We start from the raw sequence: 22,078 nt of genomic DNA, 5'->3' as shown, positions 1-22,078 counted from the left end.
CGGAATTGATTCCGATAAAAAAACTATGAAAGCAAAATCAATACACGGCAAATCCACCGAAAAAATCAAAACCGCTCTAGAACAGAGTTTAATTGATGGTTTCAGTCCTACACTAGCAATCATTTTTATGTCTGTAAAACAAGACAGAAAAGCCATCTGTGAATTGATGGATTCAAAAGATATTGAGGTTTTTGGAGCTACGTCGTGTGGCGAATTTACTAATGGTCATCAGTCTGATGGAGAAATTGCTATGTTACTTTTAGAACTAGCTAAGGAACACTATACCATTTTGTTTGAAAGTATGGAAGATGGAAACTTGGATAAAGCTGTTACAAAATTGGCAACTAATGCACTAAATAAATTTTCCAACCCATCGCTTATCGTTTGCGGTCCAGGCATTAACCAACAGGGAGAACACTTTGAAGGAGAAAAATTGGTGAAAAGTTTAGAAAAACAGCTTGGCGAAGACAAAATATTTTTTGGTGGTATGGCTGGAGACGATTGGGGTTTAAAAGAAACATTTGTTTTTACTAATAAAGAAGAATCCAATTATGGAATTATTGCATTAATGCTAAATGCAGATAAAATTTCCTTGAAAGGAATGGCCATTACAGGCTGGAAACCAATGGGAATTACCAGAACAGTTACCAAAAGTGAAGGTAAATTACTCTACGAAATAGATGGAAAATCTGCTGTCGAATTATACCTAAAATACTTGGGGAAAACCGACAAAATAGCCAAAAGGATTTTAAGATATTTCAAGATGTATCCATAGAATATCCATTCATCGTAGAACGGGATACGAATGAAACTGCCATAAAAACACCAATGAACATTGACAGCGTAGCAAATGCGCTTGTTATAGACAATCCAATGCCAGAGGGCACAAAATTTTGGTTCACACAACCACCAGAATTTGATATTGTTGAAGAAGTTATTGAAAAAGCAGCCCAATTAAAAAAAAACTCTAACGAGCAAGCAGATGCCTTATTGATTTTTTCTTGCGCTGGAAGACAACCCATTCTTGGCCCATTGGTAACTGATGAAAATGAAGGCCTTGCTGAAACTTGGAATACGCCAATGGCAGGATTTTTTACCTATGGTGAATTTGGACGTGTATTGAACGGAAGACAAAATCATCATGGGGGTGCCTGTTGCTGGGTAACTTTAAAGGAAAAATAAAAAAGAATTCGGTTATATAACTGAAATTTTAAAAAATCGTAATAGATTAACAATCAAGAAGATATTTCATAAAAACAATAACTCGTAGACTACAAACTTATGTTTCAAAAAAGTATCGCCTAGCATGAACCAAGACCTAAAAACCATCCTTGATTTTATTCAGCAGTCCGAACACGTTTCGGAAGAAGAAAAAACAACCCTCATCAAAGCTGCTAAAGATGCGGATAAAGCGTTGACCATTTCAGAATTTAAACTGGAACGCACCGAAAAAGTAAAACGTACCACCGCCATTTTACTGGAAGAAACCATAGAAGAGCTGGAACAAAAACAAAAATCTATTGAGGAAAGTAACAAAGCCTTAACCGACTCTTTAGCTGAATTAAAAGCGGCACAGGCGCAACTCATACAAGCAGAAAAGATGGCAAGTCTGGGAGAGCTTACAGCAGGGATTGCACACGAGATTCAGAACCCGCTCAACTTTGTAAATAATTTTAGCGATGTAAGTAAGGAGCTGCTGGAAGAAATGCTGGAAGAATTAAAAAATGGAGATATCGAAGAAGTGAATGCCATTGCAAATGATGTTATTCAGAATTTAGAAAAAATCCTGCACCACGGAAAACGCGCAGATGGCATTGTAAAAGGAATGTTGCAGCACAGCCGTACCAGTAAAGGAGAAAAAGAAGTAACCGATATGAACGTATTGGTAGATGAATACCTGCGGCTTGCGTATCACGGCCTTCGGGCAAAAGATAAAACGTTCAATGCCACACTGGAAACAGCCTATGATGCTACCATTGGTAAGGCTCAAATTGTACCGCAGGATATAGGACGTGTTGTTTTGAATTTGATTACCAATGCTTTTTATGCGTGTACGGAAAAGAAAAAAGTCCCCCTAGCCCCCGAAGGGGGAAAAGCGTTCGAGGCAAAAGTTATTGTTAGTACTAAGCGAATCTCCCCCCTTCGGCTTGCATCCGACGAGGGAGGCACGACTGAGAGGAATGCACTAGGGGGGATTGAAATTTCAGTAAAAGACAACGGCAATGGGATACCCGCAACGGTATTAGAGAAGATTTTTCAGCCTTTTTTCACCACCAAACCCACCGGGCAAGGAACCGGACTGGGCTTGAGTTTAAGCTATGATATTGTAAAAGCGCACGGGGGAGAATTGAAGGTGCAAACAAAAGAAGGCGAAGGCACCGAATTTATAATTTCATTACCTATAACGAACTAACAATGAGCATCGATAAAAAAACAAAAGCCGAAGTACTCAAAGTGTATGACACTTGGTTGTATAGCTACCTAAATGGCGATGTGGCGACCTATAATTCCTATTTGGACGATGCTTTTCATTTTATAGGTTCTACAGTATTCGAAGAGTTTTTAAACCGGAAAGACACTACCCGCTTCTTTGAAGCTACGGCAGAACAACTTTCAGGTAAATCCCAAGTGCGCAACGAAACCAAAGTTGTAGAGCAATTCGATGATCTCATATTTATTACCCACTTATTTGACGCCTGGTTTTTGGCAGGTGATGATTGGACTTTTTATAGCCGATTTCGTTTTACCAACGCTCTTCAGAAGAAAAAAGAAGGCTGGAAATTTATTTATCAGCACTACTCTACCCCAGATACCAAGGCACAAGAAGGAGAAACCATAGGGTATGACCAAGTGAGTGCAGAAAATTTACAATTACGGGAAGCCATACAACGGCGTACCAAAGAGTTAGAGAATAAAAATAGAGAACTTAAAATTGAAGGCGCTTTGCAAAGAATACGTGCCGAGGCTGTCGCGATGAAGGAATCCTCCGACCTGATGGATATTGTGGTCACCATGCGAACTGAATTTACCCGCCTGGGTCACGAAGCTCATTACTTCTGGCATATGATGTGGCTTCCTTCAACCTACGAAAAAGCAATGACCTCTGGCGACGGTACCAAAATTGGTTTTGTCATGGAGTTGCCAAGACACATTCACGGAGATATCCCTTTGTTAGCCAACTGGGAAAAGAATAAAAACCCGCTTGTTATCTACCCAATGGATGCCGAAGAAGCGATAGCGTATGTAGATAAAATGGTTCATCTGGGGGATTTTAAAAACATAGACCCACAAGCCCCCAGCCACGACGACATTCGCCATATTAATGGACTTACGTTTATTATGGCGCGCACCACCCACGGGGAGATTGGGTATAGTTTGCCCGGCAAGGTGGAGAATCCGCCCGCTGAAGATTTGGAATTATTAAAACAATTTGCAGGTGCTTTCGACCTTGCCCACCGCAGATTTCTTGATCTTCAGAAAGCTGAAAAGCAAGCGAGGGAAGTACGTATAGAATTAGCATTAGAAAAAGTGCGTTCCCGAAGTATGGCCATGCATACCAGTGAAGAATTAAAGGAAGCCGGCGCCTTATTATATCAGGAACTCTCCAAACTGGGTATTCAAAATTTGATCACAGGCTATGTATTGTTTGATGAAACAGCTACCATGGGTTGGAACTACGGTGTAAACCCAATGGATGGAAGTATTCGTCCAGAACCCGTGGGGATGAACCACACCACGACCAAGGTGATGAAGGCGATTGCCTCAAGCTGGAAAAAGCAAGACCCCTTATTGGTTATACAGTTGAATGAGGAGGAAACCATAAAACACCAAACTTTTATTGCAGACGAAAGCATCGGTTTTCCCATTTCGAAAGAAAAATTATTGTCCATTTCCCCCGAACGTTTGGTGGTGCATACCTTTAATTTCAAACAAGGGTATTTACTCATTGTGGGCGGTGTGTTATTGACCATTGAACAACAGGAAATGATTACCCGTTTTGCAAACGTTTTTCAGCAAACCTACACCCGTTTTCTAGATCTTCAAAAGGCCGAAGCACAAGCTCGCGAATCTCAAATTGAACTGGCTTTAGAGAGAGTTCGTGCCAGAACCATGGCGATGCAGGACAGTGAGGAACTAAAAGAAGTAATCCAAACGGTGTATGAGCAGTTCGTCGCTTTAAATATAAATATTGAACATACAGGTTTTATTATAGACTACAAGAAAAACGATATGATGCACATCTGGCTGGCAGATAAAAATGAAATTGCCACCGAGATATTACTCCCCTATTTTGACTCTGCTCATTGGAATAGTTTTAAAGAGGCAAAAGCAAAAGGGGAAAATTTCTTCACCAATCTGCTCAGCTTAAAAGAAAAAAACAAATTTTATAAAGATCTTTTTAAGTTGATTCCAAATGTGCCGGAGGGGCTGTTGAAAACCTATTTGGAATATCCCGGCCTGGCAATTTCTACGGTTTTATTGGATAACGTTGGCTTGTATATTGAAAATTTCGATGGTATTCCTTATACTAAAAAAGAGAACGACACCTTGATGCGTTTCGGAAAAGTGTTTCAACAAACCTACACTCGTTTCCAGGACCTTCAAAAAGCGGAAGCACAATACAGGGAAGCACAAATAGAAACGGCCTTAGAAAAAGTACGTAGCCGAAGCATGGCAATGCAACAAAGTGATGAAATAGGTAACGTAGCGATGGTGCTGTATGAACAGCTCACAAGTTTGGGTGGAGCCCTTTGGGGAACTGGTTTTGGATTCTGTGAAGAAAAAGCTGCTACCGATGAATATTGGTTTGTAAATGAACGTGGCGTCATGCCTCCTTTAAAAATTCCACATACCAAAGACCCTACTCACAAGGCCATGTACAAAGGGTGGCGAGATAACCTAGAAATTTTAACGATAGCAAAAGGAGGTACCGAATTAGAAAAGCATTATAATTACATGCTCTCTGTTCCAGATGTACAGCCTGTTTTTCAGGGAATGTTGGACAGCGGCATCTCTTTCCCTACCTGGCAAAAATGGCATGCCGCCTACTTTAAATTTGGGTATTTGCTTGTAATCACAACAGAACCATATGAGGATGAAGAAATTTTCATTCGTTTTGCAAAGGTATTCGAGCAATCGTATACTCGCTTCCTCGATCTTCAAAAAGCGGAAGCACAAGCCAGAAAAGCCCAAATTGAAGCATCTCTAGAGCGCGTGAGGTCTAGAGGTATGGCTATGCATACTAGTGATGAATTAAGAGAAGCTGGAGATATACTCTTTGAAGAAATCACAAAATTAGGTATTGAAAGTATTAGTAGTGGATATGTGATATTTGAAGAAGATGAAAATATAGGCTGGAATTATGCACCAAATCCTTCAACGGGTAAAATAATGCCCATAGCTACAGGAGTGTATCATAAAGAAACGGATATAATGCGTTCCATTCATAAAAATTGGAAGAAACAAAAACCAGCATATTTAGTGGAAATGGACAACAAACAGACCATTACACACCAAACCTTTATTGCAGAAAGAAGTATTAATTTTCCTCTAAGTGCTAAAGAATTAATTGCCGCTTCCCCACCCGAACTTAAAATCCATTGCTTCAACTTTGAACAAGGATATTTAATGAATCTTGGTGGCACCAAATTAACCGAAGATCAAATCGAAATAATGCTTCGATTTACCAAGGTATTTCAGCAAACCTATACCCGCTTCCTCGACCTGCAAAAAGCAGAAGCCCAGGCCAGAGAAGCACAAATAGAAGTTTCACTAGAGCGCGTTCGCTCCCGTGCAATGGCCATGCGCCAAAGTGAAGATCTGGTATCTTGTACACGGATTGTTTTTGACGAGTTGGAAAAACTCAATCTTTCTATAGAACGCAGTGGTATTGGAATTTTCGATCCAGCTACCAAAGATTGCCAACTGTGGACCACTGTAGTTGCGACAGATGGAACAAAGGAACTGGCTACAGGGGTTACCTCTCTTACCGTTCATCCTATGCTAACTGAAACATTTATTGCCTGGGAAAATCAAAAACCGTACTCCTACATTCTTGAGGGAAAAGAATTGGAAGACTACTATACATTAGTGACCAAAAGCAAATTTGTTCTATCAGAAGAATTGATTGAAAAATCTGCTGCATTACCAAAAGAGTATTATCATTATTCACCTTTTGGAGCGGGTGGCCTATACTTTTTTTCTAATTCAGAACCCTTCGATGAGGATAAGCAAATCATTCATCGGTTTGCAGAAGTATTCGACCTCACCTATACCCGCTTCCTAGACCTCCAAAAATCGGAAGCACAGGCTAGGGAAGCACAAATTGAAGCCGCATTAGAAAAAGTACGGTCACGCTCTTTAGCCATGCAAAAACCTGAAGAGTTACAAGAAGTGGTTGCCGTAGTTGCTGAAAAATTAAAGGATTTAGGTGTGATTTTCGATGCAGGAGGTGTCATTCTCTGCACCTACTTCCCGGACAACAAAGATATGTTACATTGGATTGCTGTGGATGACTTTTCAACTTCGGGAAGATACTTTCTGCCTTATTTTGATACTCCAATTTTAAGTGAAGCTTGGGATTCTAAAATTCGGGGTGATGCCTATTTCTCTAAAGAATTTTCTGTAGAAGCGAAGAATCACTTTTTTGAATATGCCTTTGAACATAGTGATTATAAACACTTTCCCGAAGACTATAAACAGCATGTGCTTCAAGCTGGAATGCATAGACTCTCCGCAGCCTGGTCTAAAAATTCGGCGATTTTAATTCCTTCCCTTACAGGTGCCGTACCTTCAGAAAGCGATGCGGAAATAATGACACGATTTGCCAAAGTTTTTGAGCAGGCATACATTCGTTTTATGGACCTTCAAAAAGCGGAAGAACAGGCACATGAGGCACAAATTGAAGCCTCGCTGGAAAAAGTGAGAACTGTAGCCCTCACCCTTACCAAATCTGATGAAATGCTGGATATTGCACAGGTGTTGTACGAGCAGTTGCTATCACTTGGTTTTAAAGATATACGCAATGCTATTATCGATATTCATAACGACGCTACTGAAACCTTTTTAGATTACGATTATTCCCACGATATGTCCAGTGCAGTAACCGAATTCTCATTCTATGGAGATCCCATTATCGAGCAACAAATTAAAAAGACACAATCTGCCAACGATGCTTTTTTTGAAATTGAATTGAAAGGCAAACAATTAGAGGAGCTCATAGAAACCCGCTTACGCAACGGTGAAAAGGACGATCCACGACTTCGGAAAATTGACCACCTTACCTATAACCTCTATTCCTTTGGGAATGGTGCTATTGGGATTTCAAACTTCGGAATTTTAAGCGATGCTCAAAAAATAATACTGAAACGTTTCAGAAACGTATTCACATTTGCTTACAAACGATATACCGATTTGGCAAACGCAGAAGCACAGGCGCGAGAAGCAAAAATTGAAGCTGCTTTGGAAAGAGTGCGCTCTGTAGCCCTTAGTATGGTGGAGTCCACTGACCTGCTGCATATAGTGAAGGCATTGTACGAGCAGTTGGTGGAACTGGGCTTCAGCGATATTCGCAATGCGCTCATAGACGTTAATAATGAGGATGAGGAAACATTTCTGGACTACGATTATTCCGAAGAAATGGGAGGCACCGTTACTCTTATGTCTTATGATGATGATCCCACACTAGATGAACAGGTAAAAGTAATTGCGGCAACAACCGATGGTTTTTCTGAAATGGTTTTGGAAGGACAGCAATTACAAGATCTTATCGATATGCGCCGGAAGAATGGAGAAGCAGACGATCCTCGATTGCTTAAAACAGATAGTGTTGCTTATATATTGTATGCCTTTGGTAATGGGGCTGTTGGTATTTCAAATTTTGGTCTGTTAAGCAAAGATCAGAAGAATATTTTAGACCGTTTCCGGAATGTATTCACATTTGCTTACCAGCGTTTTAAAGATCTTCAGGTACGGGAAGAGCAATCGGCCAAACTGCTGGATGAAAAAATACGCTTAGAAAAAACGTTAACCGATCTTCAGCAAACCCAAAAGCAACTCATCCAATCTGAAAAAATGGCGAGTTTGGGGGAATTGACGGCAGGTATCGCACACGAAATTCAGAATCCTTTAAACTTCGTCAATAATTTTTCTGAAGTAAGTAATGAGCTCATTGATGAAATGAACGAAGAAATTGAGAAAGGAGATCTGGAAGAAGCAAAACTTATTGCCAACGACATCAAGCAAAACCTGGAAAAAATAAACCATCACGGCAAACGCGCCGATGCTATTGTAAAAGGAATGCTGCAGCATAGTAGAAAAAGTACTGCAGAAAAAGTACCCACGGATATTAATAAACTGGCAGACGAATATTTACGCCTCGCCTATCACGGACTTCGGGCAAAAGACAAATCTTTCAACGCGACGTTGGAAACAGATTTTGATGAAAGCATTGGTAAAGTAAAAGTGATTCCCCAGGATATGGGACGTGTTATTTTAAATTTGATTACGAATGCTTTTTATGCAACGAATGAGCGGAAAAAAGTCCTCCTAGCTCCCGAAGGGGGAATTAAATATGTGCCAACTGTTTCAATTAGCACTCGAAAGAACCCCCCTTCGGGGGGCAGGGGGGACTCTGTCACAATCTCAATAAAAGACAACGGCAATGGAATTCCGAAGCACGTGATCGATAAAATTTATCAACCCTTTTTTACCACTAAACCTACTGGAGAAGGAACAGGACTGGGATTGAGTATGAGTTATGACATTGTGACTAAAGGGCACGGTGGCGAATTAAAAGTAGAAACCAAGGAAAATGAAGGAACTACTTTTACGATATATGTACCCTTATAATATATTAATATGATTGAGGAAAAGCTACAACAGTTAGAGAAAACATATCGAGATTGGATGGCAATTCAAGTGGAAACGAACACCCCATTAGCACTATTAGAGTCTCTTGTTACCAAAGATTTTATGGGCTATGGCACCACCCTGGAAGAGAAACTCCTTGGAATTGAAGACCTTAAAAAAATGATCATTGCAGGGCGAGAACAAGCAGAACAGTTTGAAGATTTCAAGTTCGATATCCCAAAGCCTGTTCAAAGACAGCTATACCCAGATAATGGTCTTGCCATTTTTGTTGATGAAATAGATTTAAAGTTCAAAATTGGTGGTATCCAAAATACTATCCCATTACGAGTATCCACTGTACTAATTTTTATGGATACTACCTGGAAGATAGTACATTGGCATGTCTCTGTAGCCGTAGAAACAGAAGAAGGAGACACTTTTCACCTGGACGAACTACAGCTCAAAAATCAAAAACTTGAAAAATTAGTTGACGAACGCACCGCAGCATTAAAACAAAGCATTGCAGATTTAAAAGCGACACAAGCGCAACTCATCCAATCTGAGAAAATGGCAAGTTTAGGGGAACTTACTGCTGGTATTGCACACGAAATTCAAAACCCTTTAAACTTTGTCAATAATTTCTCTGAAGTAAGTAATGAGCTTATTGATGAAATGAATGAGGAAATTGATAAAGGTGACATTGAAGAAGCGAAGCACATTTCAAAAGACATAAAGCAGAACCTTGAAAAAATAACGCATCATGGCAAACGTGCAGATGCCATTGTAAAAGGAATGCTTCAGCACAGTAGAAAAAGTACTGCGGAAAAGGAACCTACGGATATAAACAAGTTAGCAGATGAATATTTGCGTCTCGCCTACCACGGACTTCGCGCAAAAGACAAAACCTTCAACGCTACGCTGGAGACAAATTTTGATGAAAGTGTTGGTCGAGTAAATGTAATTCCGCAAGATATGGGACGTGTTATTTTGAATTTGATCACCAATGCTTTTTATGCCTGTGCTGAGCGGAGTCGAAGTGCTACCAATGCTAAGAAATCCTCCTTCACTGAAACTTCGGAGGACTCGTATAAACCAACTGTTTCAGTTTCAACTAAAAAAATGAATAACAGCATTGAAATTTCAGTAAAAGACAATGGGAATGGTATTCCACAAGAAATTGTCGATAAAATATATGAACCCTTTTTTACTACAAAACCCACTGGAGAAGGCACAGGATTAGGATTGTCTATGAGTTATGATATCGTGACAAAAGGACACGGAGGAGAATTAAAAGTGGATACTGAAAAAGGAAAAGGAACCACCTTCACAATAAAACTTATAACTAATTAAATATAAATTATATGAAAATATTAGTAGTAGACGACGAGAGAGACGTAAAGGATTTATTCCTGCAACGTTTCAGAAAAGAAATACGTAAAGGAGAGCTTACATTAATGTTCGCTTTTTCGGGCGAAGAAGCCTTGCAAACATTGGATACCATGAAGCAGGAAGCCATTTTAATACTAAGCGATATTAATATGCCCGGAATGAGTGGTCTGGAGTTATTGGAGAAAATTAAATCCAATTACGTGGCACCACCTCCAGTCGTTATGATGGTCACGGCCTATGGTGATGAAGAAAATTATACTACCGCAAAACGACTGGGTGCGGATGATTTTTTGACCAAACCTGTAGATTTTAAGTTATTAAAAGAGAAATTACTGAATGCTTAATCGACGCATTCAACAAAATTTTCGCCCCCTTTCCTGCCTCCGATGAGCTACCTAAGGAGCGAAAGGAAGTCATTAGGTAAACGAAAATTCGATTTTAAATTATTAATTACTAAATAGTTAATTATGTCAAAGATACTTGTAGTAGATGATGAGGCAGATCTGGAAACGCTCATCAAACAGAAATTCAGAAAACAAATTCGTGGTGGCGAATACGAGTTTTATTTTGCTGAAAATGGACGCGTTGCTCTCGAAGAAATTATCAAGGAACCTGAAATGGATATTGTCATGAGCGACATTAATATGCCCGAAATGGATGGCTTGACCTTGCTAACTAAGTTGAGCGAATCGAGTCCGCTTATTAAATCGGTGATTGTTTCGGCTTACGGGGATATGGAAAACATCCGTACCGCTATGAACCGTGGTGCGTTCGATTTTATCACCAAACCCATCAACTTTGAGGATTTAACACTCACCATGGAAAAAACCCTGAAACACGCCAGGCACGTAAAGGAAACGCTCCAAGCCATTAAAGAAAACAACATTTTAAAAATGTATGTAGATGAAAACGTACTTAATTTTATGGGCAACAAAGAGTTTGAAACTACCATCATGGCCAACGAAACTATTGAAGGCACGGTCGTATTCATTGATATTTGTGGGTTCACCGCCATAAGTGAAAATGCCCCAGCCGATACTGTGGTGACTATGATTAATTGCTATTTTGATGAAATGGTGAAAGAAATCATGGCGCAAGAAGGCTATATAGACAAGTTTATTGGCGATGCTATTATGGCCGTATTTAGGGGAGACTTTCACCTAGATCGTGCCATAGATGCAGCTTTGGCGGTATGTAGCAAAGTAGATAAATTGCCAGCTGTGGGAGATAAATTGCAATTTAAACCTAAAGTTTCTATTGGGATAAAGAGTGGCGAAATGATTTCAGGTAATATTGGTTCACAAAGTTTACGGCGTTTGGATTATACCGTTATTGGTGACACCGTAAATACTGCTGCGCGATTGCAAGACGCTGCCAAGGAAAATCAGATTATTATTTCCGAAGATTGTTACCAGCAAGTAAAAGAATCTTTTAAATGTGAAAAAGTGGGAGATATTTCGTTGAAAAATAAAGCTAAACCCATTACTATTTATCAGGTAATTGAATAGTAGAAAGAACACATCTTTTTAAAACCTATCAAAATGGAAAAACAACCAAAATCAAAAGCCAACAAAGAGGGAACTACAAATACTACGCCTTCACGCCACACCGAAGAGCTTGTAGATCATTATTGGGGAAGCATGAATCACGTTACCAGCCTTATTAAAGCCAGCGAACTAAAAGCAGGGCTCATCCTTTCTTTCTACGGAATATTGCTTAACTTTATCTATCAAAGTGTAGGCACGCTACTTGCTACGGTTGAAAACGATATCATTTTATATATACTTATTGGCCTTTGGTTTGTCACAACGGCCGCCTCTATCTTTTACAGCGTACGTTGTTTTATTCCTAAAATAGAAGGAAAATTTAGCCCCAATGTATTTTTCTTTGGCGATGTAATTTCAAAGTTTGGAGACGTTAAAGCCTTTTCAAAAACATTTTATGAGGTGAGTATAGAAGGAAAAAAGCTGTTTGAACAATTAGGAGAGCAAATTTTTATCATTTCAAAAATAGCGGCTTGGAAATTTAGAAATGTAAAGCGATCGATTGTATTTTTAGCCTTAGGTTTGGTGTTGCTCTTTATTACTGCATTGTATTATGTGCTATTAATAGTAACGTAATCGTTAAAAAAATCCAGAAAACTAATCCATAATTATGTAATACTATGAAAGCAGAGAACACACATTGGACGAAGGAAGAACTGCAAGTGTATATATTACTGCTTTGCGCAAATGCCGATAACGACGAAACGGAAAAAGAACGTGGCATGATACAATCGAAAGTTTCAACAGAAACTTTCAAAAAGATACACAACGAATTCTCAACCGATTCCGAAGAAAAAAGATTGAAAAAAATTGACCGAAACATACACCAACACACCTATACCAATATGGAACTTATTGATTTCCGCAGAGAAATTTATGAAGTTTTCTTTTCAGATTGCGACTTTAAAATGATGGAAAAAAGACTGGATTGGACCTTGGACAACATCTTGTATTAAAAGCTTAAAATCCCCAAATGAGTACTATAAATATTATTACCCTTATTGCTATTATCCTGTTTGCCAGACTGGGCGTACGGCTATTTTTCAAATATAGAGAGCTGAAAAAAGAAGAAAAAGAAGAAAAAAATGAAAAACAGGATGAATAATTAAGCAAGGTTTATCTTAGTGCTGGCAGCATAACATACAATAACATAGTAAGACCCCAAACTTCTGAAGAAAACATCTTTGGAAGTTGGGGTTTGTCTTTTGAAGTTTTTACAAGTACCTTTCAGTATTCTTAAAAAAATGAAACCTCCCAAAACTTCAAAACAATCACCGCTTTACATCATCCTGCTTATTTTAGCGGGGGAAGCCGTATTTATCCTCCCGTTTGTATTGGCAAGAGTATTTCGGGCAACGGTTTTAGAGGTTTTCAATATTACCAATACCGAAATCGGTTATTGCTTCTCCATTTATGGTTTAGTTGCCTTAGGCTCCTACCTACTAGGCGGACCGCTGGCCGACAAATACGAACCTAGAAAATTAATGGGTATTGCCTTAGTACTCACCGCAGCGGGCGGAGTGGTATATGCCAATAACCCTAGTTTAAAAACACTCGCAATTTTATATGGATTTTGGGGTTTTACCACCATATTTCTATTCTGGGCACCTATGATAAAAGCTACTCGGGTTTGGGGAGGCGATACCAACCAAGGAAAAGCTTTTGGTTTTTTAGATGGTGGCCGCGGACTGGTAGGCGCTTTATTTGGATTGTTAGGTGTTATTGTTTTCTCATGGTTTGTTCCAGAAAATGCCGTAGAATTAAACACCTTCCAACAACAAGATGCTTTTAGGATGGTGGTGTATATTTCCTCTGCCTTGGTAGCGTTTATTGGAGTTTTAGTATTCTTTTTTCTGAAAACTACTATTTCAGCTGAAACTGTATTGAAAGAAAAAATCACGCTGGCCAATATAAAATCTGTTTTAAAATTACCCTCCGTTTGGTTACTAATGGTCATTATTCTCTGTGCTTACGTAGGCTATAAAATAACCGATATCTTTTCACTTTACGCGCGCGAAGTAATGCTATTTAATGAAGTAGATGCTGCAAAAACGGGGACGTTCCTCCTATTTATAAGACCTGTTGTTGGGGTGGTTGTAGGTTTCCTTGCAGACAGATCCCGTCCTTCTTTTTATTTAATGCTTGGTTTCTTACTTTCCATTGTTGGCGCGGTAGGATTCGCTTCGGGTATTTTAGGCGAAGGTACTACCCTGCTTTTCTTTTTAACCATTATCATTACCGCTATTGGTGTGTATGCGGCTCGCGTACTTTATTTTGCGGTATTAAAGGAAGGGAAAATACCGTTGGTACTCACAGGTACCGCCGTAGGAATTATTTCGTTTATAGGCTATACGCCCGATATTTTTGCAGGACCTATGATGGGATACTTCCTGGATACCTTTGAAACCGTTCAAGGACATCACTACGTTTTTTGGTTGCTGGCAGGATTTTCAGTGGTGGGGCTTTTAGCTTCAATTATTTTTTATAGCGTTGCTAAAAAATAGTCAACAACTCATCCCACTGCGTTGTCATTCTTTTACTGCGCTCTTTTTTAATGAGTTCCCATTCACTCACACGGGTACCAATCATTGCTGAAGCTACCGTAGATTTTCCGTATTTGTTATTCAGCATATCAAATGTGCGGATTAAGTTTTTATCGTGCAGTTTTGAAGGTAAAAACAGATTCCCCTGAACATACTCCTGCGGAATCAATCCCGTGAGGTTCACTCCTACTTTTTTATAGCGATACCCTGGTTTGTAAATAAGATGCAATGCTTTTCTGGCTTCTTTAATAAGTGCAAAAGTATCGTTAGTTGGGATAGGCATTGTGACCGTTTTGCTGTTGGAATATTGCTTATCTATATGGCTATGGTAGTTGGTAATTACAAATACCTGCACATAGGTAGCACAGGATTTCTGGGCACGTAAGACTTCAGCAACTTCGCTTATGTAATAGGCGCAGGCTTCTTCTATGCGTTCTAAATCTGGTAGTTTAATCCCAAAAGATTTTGCGGTTCCAATTGCTTTTTTTCGTTTCGGCATAGTAGCAAATTCAATACAAGACTCCCCTTGTAACTCCCGCCAAAGCCGCTCCCCCACTACGGTCATTTCTTTACGCACCCACTGCAACGGTAGCTGTGTAAATTGATAGGCACTAAACACCCCTATTTTTTCTAGTCGCTGTACATGTTTTTTTCCCAATCCCCATACATCTTTGGTCTTTGCCCACTGTAAGGCTTGTATTCGTTTTTCTTCTGTATCAATTACAAAGACGTGATGGGTACCGGGAATCTTTTTAGCCATTTTGTTGGCCAATTTTGCCAGTACCTTCGTAGGCGCTATCCCAACACCCACGGGAAGTCCCGTATATTGAAAGATTCGTTCTTTTATTTTGGTTCCATATACCTCTAAATTTTCAGTAATACCCAACACATCTACAAATGCTTCATCTATACTATACACTTCCACCAAAGGAGAAAAATCGCCCAAAATATTCATCACACGTTGTGACATTTCGCCATACAGCGTATAATTTGAAGAAAAAAAAACAACCCCATTTTTTACAAGTACGTCCTTAATCTTAAATAAAGGTTCAAACATGGGGATATGGGTTAAGTTTTTAGCCTCTTTATTAGCCGCAATGATACACCCATCATTGTTGCTTAAAACCACCACAGGTTTTCCCAAAAGATCTGGTCTAAAAACTTGCTCACAGGAAGCATAAAAACTATTACAATCTACCATGGCTATCATCTGGCGTAGTGTATGATATAAGTGATGACTCCCCAAAGTAATGCTTCTTCGGTTTCCCTGCCAAATGTAATACGGTTCACGGTAAACTCGCCTTCCTGCACCAAAAGCGCTAAATCGTCAAAATTTGGTGTGAGCGATCTGTCTACCAGCAATACATCGTTTTTCAGAATATTGAATTCAGACCAGGCATCACTTCCCACCCGTATATAAAAGGTAGCATCTTTATGTAGCATCAATTCCTTATGAAGGTCTATGGGGGTTTCTGTGTAATGCGTCGCCGCACTGGGAAAGCCCGTTTGTTTTGATACCTCGGGAGCGTGACGGTAAGCCGCTCCCTTTAATTTACCTGAAGAGATTATTTCCATATTTCAAAATTATGGAATATTTCCTAATTCTAGGAATTTATCCCATTTATTTATAAGAGCCGAAATGTTATAGTCTTGTTAAAAAAATAGTTAATTAAATGTCTGGCTCGATTTCATATTTAGAATTTGAATATTTTTAAAGAAACCAACAAAAAAACACTCCCATGAAATTACGTTACCCTCTCCTCTTTTTATTATGTTGCACCTTTTTATTTTCTGCTGAAACAACTGCACAGCGAAATAAAAAGCAAAAAACAACGGTTACTTCGTCTTCCATTTTAGATTCAGTAATTAGCGGATTAAAATTTCGAAGTATTGGCCCCGCCTTTATGAGCGGTCGTATTGCCGATATTGAAATTCATCCTAACAACGAAAACATTTGGTACGTCGCCGTAGGTTCTGGTGGGGTTTGGAAAACTGTAAACTCAGGAACCACATGGACTCCTATTTTCGATGACCAGCCTACCTACTCTATTGGTACCGTAGCGCTAGATCCACAAAATCCCAACATTGTTTGGGTAGGTTCTGGAGAAGATAGCGGTGGCCGGCATGTGGGCTATGGTGATGGCGTATATAAAAGTATGGACGGCGGACAAACATGGAAGAACATGGGTTTGAAAAATTCAGAACATATTTCCAGAATCATTATACATCCAGAAGATAGCAACACCGTTTGGGTAACTGCGCAAGGTCCATTATGGAGTAAAGGCGGGGATCGAGGTGTGTATAAAACAACCGATGGCGGAAAAACGTGGAATAAAACCCTAGGTGACGACGAATGGATTGGCGCGACCGATCTTGAGATAGACCCAGACAATCCAGACGTTTTGTACGCTGCTACTTGGCAACGTCACAGAACTGTAGCTGCCTATGTAGGTGGTGGTCCGGGAACTGGCTTATACAAAAGTATGGATGGAGGCGACACTTGGATGGAGCTTAAAACGGGTTTACCAGACACCTGGATGGGGAAAACCGGTTTGGCTATTTCGCCTCAAAACCCAGATGTTATTTATGCTGCTGTAGAAGAAGAGCGTAGAACTGGTGGTTTGTATCGTTCTGAAAATGGCGGGCAATCCTGGGAAAAGATGTCGGCTACAGTGTCTGGCGGAACGGGACCCCATTACTATCAGGAATTATATGCTTCCCCACACCACGAAGGGTATTTGTATTTAATGGATAACAACCTTCAAATTTCTGAAGACGGTGGAAAGACCTTCTACCGTATGAACGAAGAAAACAAACACGGAGATAATCACGCCATCGCCTTTAAATTAAGCGATCCCGATTATTTACTCGTAGGATCGGATGGAGGTGTTTACGAAAGTTTTGACCATACAAAAACGTGGAAATATGTGGAGAACCTACCCGTGACTCAATTTTATAAAGTTGCTTTAGACGATTCAGAACCTTTTTACAATGTTTTTGGAGGCACACAGGATAATAGTACCGAAGGCGGTCCTTCACGTACAGACAATATGCAGGGCATCCAGAACAGTGATTGGAGCGTGGTTTTAAACTGGGATGGTCACCAACCTGCTACCGAACCTGGCAACCCAGATATTATGTATGCCGAACGACAAGAAGGAACGCTTTCCCGATTGGATATGAAAACGGGCGAAGTAATCGATATTCAACCACAAGCCGCTGCCAACGAAAAAACCGAACGCTTTAACTGGGATGCGCCTATTTTGGTGAGTCCTCACAACCCTACTACTATTTACTTTGCCTCGCAACGTGTCTGGAAAAGTGATAATCGTGGGGATGACTGGACGGCTATTTCGGGAGATTTAACCAAGAATGAAGAACGAATTACACTTCCTATTTATGGTAAACAACAATCCTGGGATGCGCCTTGGGATGTGTATGCGATGTCTAATTATAACACAATCACTTCTTTAGCCGAATCTCCAAAACAAAAAGGATTGCTTTACGCAGGAACGGATGACGGAAGTATTCAAGTATCTGAAAACGATGGCGGTTCCTGGAGAAAGATAAGTGTTGGAAATATGCCGGGAGTACCTGCCACCGCTTTTATAAATGATATTAAAGCAGATATGTTTGACGCTAATACAGTCTATGTAGTACTGGACAATCATAAATACGGTGATTTCACTCCCTATTTGCTGAAAAGTACCGACAAAGGAAAAACATGGACGTCTCTTAGAAATAACATTCCAGACAGAACCTTAGTATGGCGTATTGTTCAGGATCATGTAAAACCGAATCTACTTTTCTTAGCTTCGGAATTTGGGATGTATGTTTCAATAAATGGCGGAAAACATTGGACTATGATGAAAGGTGGCGTACCTACAATTTCGTTTAGAGATTTAGCTATTCAGCGGCGCGAAAATGATTTGGTGGGCGCTTCGTTTGGACGGGGGTTTTATATTTTGGACGATTATTCTGCTTTGCGCGAAATTTCAGAAGATAATCTACAAAACGAAACTGCGATGTTATTCCCAGTACGTGATGCGTGGTGGTACATTCCGAAGTCACATTTAAGTTTTGATGCCGACAAAGGAAGTATGGGTGACAGTCATTTTGTAGCTCCCAATCCAGATTTTGGAGCCTTGTTTACCTATTATTTGAAAGATACTTACCAAACATCCAAAGCGAAACGAAAAACCAAAGAGAAAGATATGGTAGCCAAAGATGTTCCTTTTGCTGGCTGGGAAGCACTGGAAAAAGAAGTACTGGAAACCGAACCCAAAGTAATCTTTAGCGTAACCGATAGCCAAGGGAATGTAGTGCGAAATATAACTGCTACAGCAAAAAAAGGTATAAACCGCATTGCATGGGATTTGCGCTATCCGGCTTTGGATGCGATTACGCTTCAGCAAAAAGAGAATGAGAAGAATGAAAATCCTTCGGGATTGCTGGCACCTCCCGGAACGTATAAAGTAACCATGTATTTAAATGATAATGGAAATGTTACCAAACTTAGCGATGCAAAAAACTTTGTGGTAAAACCATTATATGAAAGTTCAATTAAAACGGTTACTCCGCAAGAAGCTTCGGCATTTTGGAGAACATATGAAGAAACACAGCGTTCTGTAGCACAACTGAATATGGGCTTGGACAAATCTATAAACCGTGCAAAAGCGATGCAAACCGCTCTTACGCGAAGCCGTATTGCTCCAGGAGTTATGAACGAGCGCCTAATGACCGTATTGAAAGAGCTACAAAAATTAAATACCGAATTAAACGGAAATTATGCCAGAAACGAAATTGGTGAAAAAGGAAACCCTGCTTTAGGTGACCGTATGTTTGCGATTTTTAGAGGCATTGAACGTTCTACCTACGGGCCAACCACATCTCACAACGAGCAAATGCAAATAGTGAAAACTCAAATATCAACTGCTTTGGCGAAGTTAGAAGTTTCAAAACGAGCTTTGGATGCACTTTACACCGAATTACAAAATATAGGTGCACCTTATGTTGAGAATTAAATCTTTAGCCAGAATTGCTCAAAAAGCAATTTTGATCTTTTCCAAAGGAGAAATGGCTAGGAGAGAAGAATCTGTTTACTAAAAAAAATAAACCGTCAGTTTGAGTGTTTTCAAAAAGAAGAACTCGAAGTGACGGTATGAAACTTTAAAAACTAATTTTGTTTAAAAATAAAAACTTATGAAAAAATTATTGCAAATAATTGGTGCCGCTTGGGGTGCGAAAAAAATTGGCGGCGGGAAATGTGGCTGTATTGGGACTATTTTCGTGTTTATCATTCTCTACGTTGTTCTGGGATATGTATTAGAGTGGTTTTAACTTTAATTTAAGCTAAAGTTCTATTAAACCCCACGGTTACAGCATCCAAACGTCTTACATTTGTATATGAGTTTAAACAAAAAAACAACTATAAAAATGAATAAGAATCAAAAAACAGGTTTATTAGCTCTTGTTGGAGCAGGAATCGCAGGCGGATTGGCATACTGGAAATACAAAACTATGTCACCAGCAGAAAAAGCTAAACTGAAAGGTAGAGTGAATGAAGCTGGAAACAAAATTAAAGAAACAGCTGGAGACATTAATAAGTCAATCAGTGAAAAATATACTGAATTGAAGAAAACAGCGAGTTAAATATCGCTTGCTTTTAATAGAAAATCCCACCATTGGTGGGATTTTTTTAGTTTACATCTTGCCTTTGGTAAAATGCTATGAAAAAAAATAATTCTGTATAGATTATTCCTTTAGTATAATTTTAGTGTATACTTCATTCTCACCTTCAAATGTAGCACTCACTAGGTAAGCACCTTCAGCCAATGCTGAAAGATCAACAGTATTACTTTCTAAAGTATCTATATTTTGAATTAAACGACCATCTAAGTTATAGATGGAAATATTTTTTATAGTAATATTATTTTCATGAATAATAGTTAGCATACCAGTGGACGGGTTTGGAAACATAGAAATTTTCAAGGTTCCAAAATCCTCTACTGCCAGTAATTCACAATCTTGCATGAGCCCCTGGACAGCATTATTTAAGTTTAATCGGCCTCCCGTAGTTGTAATTCCCTCAAGCGAAGGATTAGGGTCTACACCCGCAAAAATATAATCTCTAACATTTTTAGCCGCTTGTGCTGGATCTGAAATCGCTAAATCTGCAAAACTTTGGCAAGGTGACGAGTATAATAAAGCAATGGCGCCGGTTACGTGTGGCGTTGCGCCAGAAGTACCTCCAAAACCTCCGTATCCGTTTCCTAATGCTGTTGTATACGCGCCTGCGCCGTGAGCACCTAAATCGATAGTTTCCAAGCCATATCCCGCGCCAGTTACCTTCATATCTGTAATATCCATATTGGTAACTGTAATTAGGTATTCGCTAGGACAAGCTGTTGGCAGGTCACCTACTACATCCACATCAAAATTACCGTTGATAGTTGCACCGCAACTTAATATCCCATTTTCCCCTAAGGTATCGTATAATCCACACCAAAGTGGTGCATCGGCAGGATTCCCAAAATCTACACCCCAGGATGCATTGGTAGAAACAACAAAGGCTCCTTCGGCTCCACTGGTAGCATTGTATAACATTCTGGCTTCTAGCGCATAGCTATACGCTTCAATAACTTGTGCTTCGTTTGTGTTAAAGTTATTTTTTATGACCATCACTTTCACATCCCAATTTACTCCAGAAACACCTATGCCATTATTTCCTTTAGCCCCAATGATACCTGCTACTGGTGTTCCATGACTTCCTCCAGAAATATTATCACTATTACTTACAATACTCCACCCTCTATAATCGTCAACATAATTATTGTTGTCATCGTCTATACCATTATTTGGAATTTCATTTTCGTTGGTCCAAAGATTATCTTCAAAATCGTCGTGATTAAGGTCAATACCATCGTCCAAAGCAGCGGCTACAATAACATCGCCATTCATTGTGGTTCCTCCAGTAGTAATATCCCAGGCCTCATCTGCATCAATATCCCCATCACTGGCTTGCTTATATTGCCATTGATTGGCGAAGAAAGGATCGTCTGGCTCTGTAGCGCGTGAACTTATTTTATGATTTTTTTGTGCCACTAGCACATTTTCGTTTTGGTATAATTCCTGGATCACCAAACTTTCGGTCATAGTAGGCGCTACTTTTAATAACCAAATGTTCATGGGTTTGGATAGTAACTTTGATTGCTCAATTGTAACACCTGAAATTTCCTGTGCGAGCACTGTGGCAGTAACCTGATCCCGTAATTGCACTAAAACCTCATTAGGAACATATTTGGCTTTCTGTGCATTGCTTAAAAATGTAGTAAGCACTATTGCTGATATTAGTAGGGTTTTTATCATCTTATTTATTATTTCTTGTTTGAATAGTTCGGTTTTGCTGAGCTTCTTTTACTAAATCGGACGCTTTAAGCAGCTTTATAAGCTCGGTATCTGTGATTTTTTGTGAATCGAAGGTAAACAGATAGATTTTTGTGGGTCGGCTCACTATTTTTTCTTTAGCGAGCTTATAGTCCTTAAAATTATTTTCTAATACTTGTACAGCACTATCTTCATACAGTTGTATTAATAGAGTAGTTTGATTTATTTCCGGCTGGCTACTTTTACAGGAAGTAATTCCCATAATTACTGAGGTCATTAAAAAGATTACTACAAAAAGATATTTCAACCGAAAGCAATTTTTAAAATTAGATTTTAAATATACTTAATCTAAAACAAAAAAAAGTC

Annotated in this window: 18 protein-coding genes; 14 read left to right on the top strand and 4 right to left on the bottom strand. The window is 39.4% G+C overall.

The features are described from left to right. Positions 1-25 precede the first annotated feature (25 nt). From ACQ2HF_RS11195 to ACQ2HF_RS11145, 11 genes are all read left to right on the top strand, one after another. Positions 26-775: an FIST N-terminal domain-containing protein gene (locus ACQ2HF_RS11195; protein WP_432410506.1), complete on the top strand. Its 750-nt coding sequence runs from the start codon at positions 26-28 to the stop codon at positions 773-775. Continuing rightward, complete coding sequence (locus ACQ2HF_RS11190; protein ID WP_432413086.1) at positions 664-1,182, top strand: FIST C-terminal domain-containing protein; 519 nt, start codon at positions 664-666, stop codon at positions 1,180-1,182. Before ACQ2HF_RS11195 ends, ACQ2HF_RS11190 begins: the two co-directional genes overlap by 112 nt. Positions 1,183-1,306: 124 nt before the next feature. Continuing rightward, on the top strand, positions 1,307-2,413 hold the full coding sequence (locus ACQ2HF_RS11185; protein WP_432410505.1) for a sensor histidine kinase: 1,107 nt from the start codon (positions 1,307-1,309) through the stop codon (positions 2,411-2,413). Between the two features lie 2 nt (positions 2,414-2,415). Then, complete coding sequence (locus ACQ2HF_RS11180) at positions 2,416-8,850, top strand: ATP-binding protein (RefSeq protein ID WP_432410504.1); 6,435 nt, start codon at positions 2,416-2,418, stop codon at positions 8,848-8,850. A gap of 9 nt (positions 8,851-8,859) precedes the next feature. Further along, positions 8,860-10,200, top strand: a complete 1,341-nt coding sequence (locus ACQ2HF_RS11175) for a sensor histidine kinase (protein WP_432410503.1) — start codon at positions 8,860-8,862, stop codon at positions 10,198-10,200. Positions 10,201-10,211: 11 nt separating this feature from the next. Continuing rightward, a complete protein-coding gene (locus ACQ2HF_RS11170; protein WP_432410502.1) occupies positions 10,212-10,583 on the top strand; it encodes a response regulator in 372 nt (123 codons plus the stop codon). Between the two features lie 123 nt (positions 10,584-10,706). Further along, a complete protein-coding gene (locus tag ACQ2HF_RS11165; RefSeq protein ID WP_432410501.1) occupies positions 10,707-11,747 on the top strand; it encodes an adenylate/guanylate cyclase domain-containing protein in 1,041 nt (346 codons plus the stop codon). Between the two features lie 33 nt (positions 11,748-11,780). Further along, the gene (locus tag ACQ2HF_RS11160) at positions 11,781-12,359 is read left to right on the top strand and encodes a Pycsar system effector family protein (RefSeq protein WP_432410500.1); all 579 of its coding nucleotides are present in this window, start codon (positions 11,781-11,783) and stop codon (positions 12,357-12,359) included. Positions 12,360-12,403: 44 nt separating this feature from the next. Next, the gene (locus ACQ2HF_RS11155) at positions 12,404-12,739 is read left to right on the top strand and encodes a hypothetical protein (RefSeq protein WP_432410499.1); all 336 of its coding nucleotides are present in this window, start codon (positions 12,404-12,406) and stop codon (positions 12,737-12,739) included. Positions 12,740-12,756: 17 nt separating this feature from the next. Beyond that, complete coding sequence (locus ACQ2HF_RS11150; RefSeq protein ID WP_432410498.1) at positions 12,757-12,888, top strand: hypothetical protein; 132 nt, start codon at positions 12,757-12,759, stop codon at positions 12,886-12,888. A gap of 139 nt (positions 12,889-13,027) precedes the next feature. Next, on the top strand, positions 13,028-14,287 hold the full coding sequence (locus tag ACQ2HF_RS11145) for an MFS transporter (RefSeq protein WP_432410497.1): 1,260 nt from the start codon (positions 13,028-13,030) through the stop codon (positions 14,285-14,287). Here the strand turns inward: ACQ2HF_RS11145 and ACQ2HF_RS11140 are convergent. Beyond that, positions 14,277-15,536, bottom strand: a complete 1,260-nt coding sequence (locus ACQ2HF_RS11140; RefSeq protein ID WP_432410496.1) for a Y-family DNA polymerase — start codon at positions 15,534-15,536, stop codon at positions 14,277-14,279. The genes ACQ2HF_RS11145 and ACQ2HF_RS11140 overlap by 11 nt on opposite strands. Further along, complete coding sequence (locus ACQ2HF_RS11135) at positions 15,533-15,901, bottom strand: S24 family peptidase (RefSeq protein ID WP_432410495.1); 369 nt, start codon at positions 15,899-15,901, stop codon at positions 15,533-15,535. Before ACQ2HF_RS11135 ends, ACQ2HF_RS11140 begins: the two co-directional genes overlap by 4 nt. 164 nt (positions 15,902-16,065) lie before the next feature. Here ACQ2HF_RS11135 and ACQ2HF_RS11130 point away from each other — a divergent pair, with 164 nt between their 5' ends. The 3 genes from ACQ2HF_RS11130 (at position 16,066) to ACQ2HF_RS11120 (ending at position 19,978) form a co-directional block, all read left to right on the top strand. Beyond that, positions 16,066-19,350, top strand: a complete 3,285-nt coding sequence (locus tag ACQ2HF_RS11130) for a VPS10 domain-containing protein (RefSeq protein WP_432410494.1) — start codon at positions 16,066-16,068, stop codon at positions 19,348-19,350. Between the two features lie 178 nt (positions 19,351-19,528). Then, a complete protein-coding gene (locus tag ACQ2HF_RS11125; protein WP_432410493.1) occupies positions 19,529-19,666 on the top strand; it encodes a hypothetical protein in 138 nt (45 codons plus the stop codon). 96 nt (positions 19,667-19,762) lie between these two features. Beyond that, positions 19,763-19,978 carry a YtxH domain-containing protein gene (locus ACQ2HF_RS11120; RefSeq protein ID WP_432410492.1) on the top strand — a complete coding sequence of 72 codons (216 nt, stop codon included), beginning with the start codon at positions 19,763-19,765 and terminating at the stop codon, positions 19,976-19,978. Positions 19,979-20,080: 102 nt separating this feature from the next. Here the strand turns inward: ACQ2HF_RS11120 and ACQ2HF_RS11115 are convergent, their stop codons facing one another. Together ACQ2HF_RS11115 and ACQ2HF_RS11110 are read right to left on the bottom strand one after the other, a co-directional pair. Continuing rightward, positions 20,081-21,694: a S8 family peptidase gene (locus tag ACQ2HF_RS11115; RefSeq protein WP_432410491.1), complete on the bottom strand. Its 1,614-nt coding sequence runs from the start codon at positions 21,692-21,694 to the stop codon at positions 20,081-20,083. Position 21,695: 1 nt separating this feature from the next. After that, positions 21,696-22,019: a hypothetical protein gene (locus ACQ2HF_RS11110; RefSeq protein ID WP_432410490.1), complete on the bottom strand. Its 324-nt coding sequence runs from the start codon at positions 22,017-22,019 to the stop codon at positions 21,696-21,698. Between the last annotated feature and the right edge of the window lie 59 nt (positions 22,020-22,078).

The sequence above is a fragment of the Rasiella sp. SM2506 genome (assembly GCF_050859505.1).
In the GTDB taxonomy this organism is placed as follows: Bacteria; Bacteroidota; Bacteroidia; order Flavobacteriales; family Flavobacteriaceae; genus Marinirhabdus.
This window is presented reverse-complemented; position numbering and strand designations above follow the sequence as displayed.

Coding starts and splice junctions, on each gene's coding strand:
- ACQ2HF_RS11160 (WP_432410500.1), top strand. CDS start 11,781: ATGGAAAAACAACCAAAATCAAAAGCCAACAAAGAGGGAACTACAAAT.
- ACQ2HF_RS11130 (WP_432410494.1), top strand. CDS start 16,066: ATGAAATTACGTTACCCTCTCCTCTTTTTATTATGTTGCACCTTTTTA.
- ACQ2HF_RS11145 (WP_432410497.1), top strand. CDS start 13,028: ATGAAACCTCCCAAAACTTCAAAACAATCACCGCTTTACATCATCCTG.
- ACQ2HF_RS11180 (WP_432410504.1), top strand. CDS start 2,416: ATGAGCATCGATAAAAAAACAAAAGCCGAAGTACTCAAAGTGTATGAC.
- ACQ2HF_RS11185 (WP_432410505.1), top strand. CDS start 1,307: ATGAACCAAGACCTAAAAACCATCCTTGATTTTATTCAGCAGTCCGAA.
- ACQ2HF_RS11125 (WP_432410493.1), top strand. CDS start 19,529: ATGAAAAAATTATTGCAAATAATTGGTGCCGCTTGGGGTGCGAAAAAA.
- ACQ2HF_RS11135 (WP_432410495.1), bottom strand. CDS start 15,901: ATGGAAATAATCTCTTCAGGTAAATTAAAGGGAGCGGCTTACCGTCAC.
- ACQ2HF_RS11165 (WP_432410501.1), top strand. CDS start 10,707: ATGTCAAAGATACTTGTAGTAGATGATGAGGCAGATCTGGAAACGCTC.
- ACQ2HF_RS11120 (WP_432410492.1), top strand. CDS start 19,763: ATGAATAAGAATCAAAAAACAGGTTTATTAGCTCTTGTTGGAGCAGGA.
- ACQ2HF_RS11140 (WP_432410496.1), bottom strand. CDS start 15,536: ATGATAGCCATGGTAGATTGTAATAGTTTTTATGCTTCCTGTGAGCAA.
- ACQ2HF_RS11170 (WP_432410502.1), top strand. CDS start 10,212: ATGAAAATATTAGTAGTAGACGACGAGAGAGACGTAAAGGATTTATTC.
- ACQ2HF_RS11150 (WP_432410498.1), top strand. CDS start 12,757: ATGAGTACTATAAATATTATTACCCTTATTGCTATTATCCTGTTTGCC.
- ACQ2HF_RS11175 (WP_432410503.1), top strand. CDS start 8,860: ATGATTGAGGAAAAGCTACAACAGTTAGAGAAAACATATCGAGATTGG.
- ACQ2HF_RS11115 (WP_432410491.1), bottom strand. CDS start 21,694: ATGATAAAAACCCTACTAATATCAGCAATAGTGCTTACTACATTTTTA.
- ACQ2HF_RS11195 (WP_432410506.1), top strand. CDS start 26: ATGAAAGCAAAATCAATACACGGCAAATCCACCGAAAAAATCAAAACC.
- ACQ2HF_RS11155 (WP_432410499.1), top strand. CDS start 12,404: ATGAAAGCAGAGAACACACATTGGACGAAGGAAGAACTGCAAGTGTAT.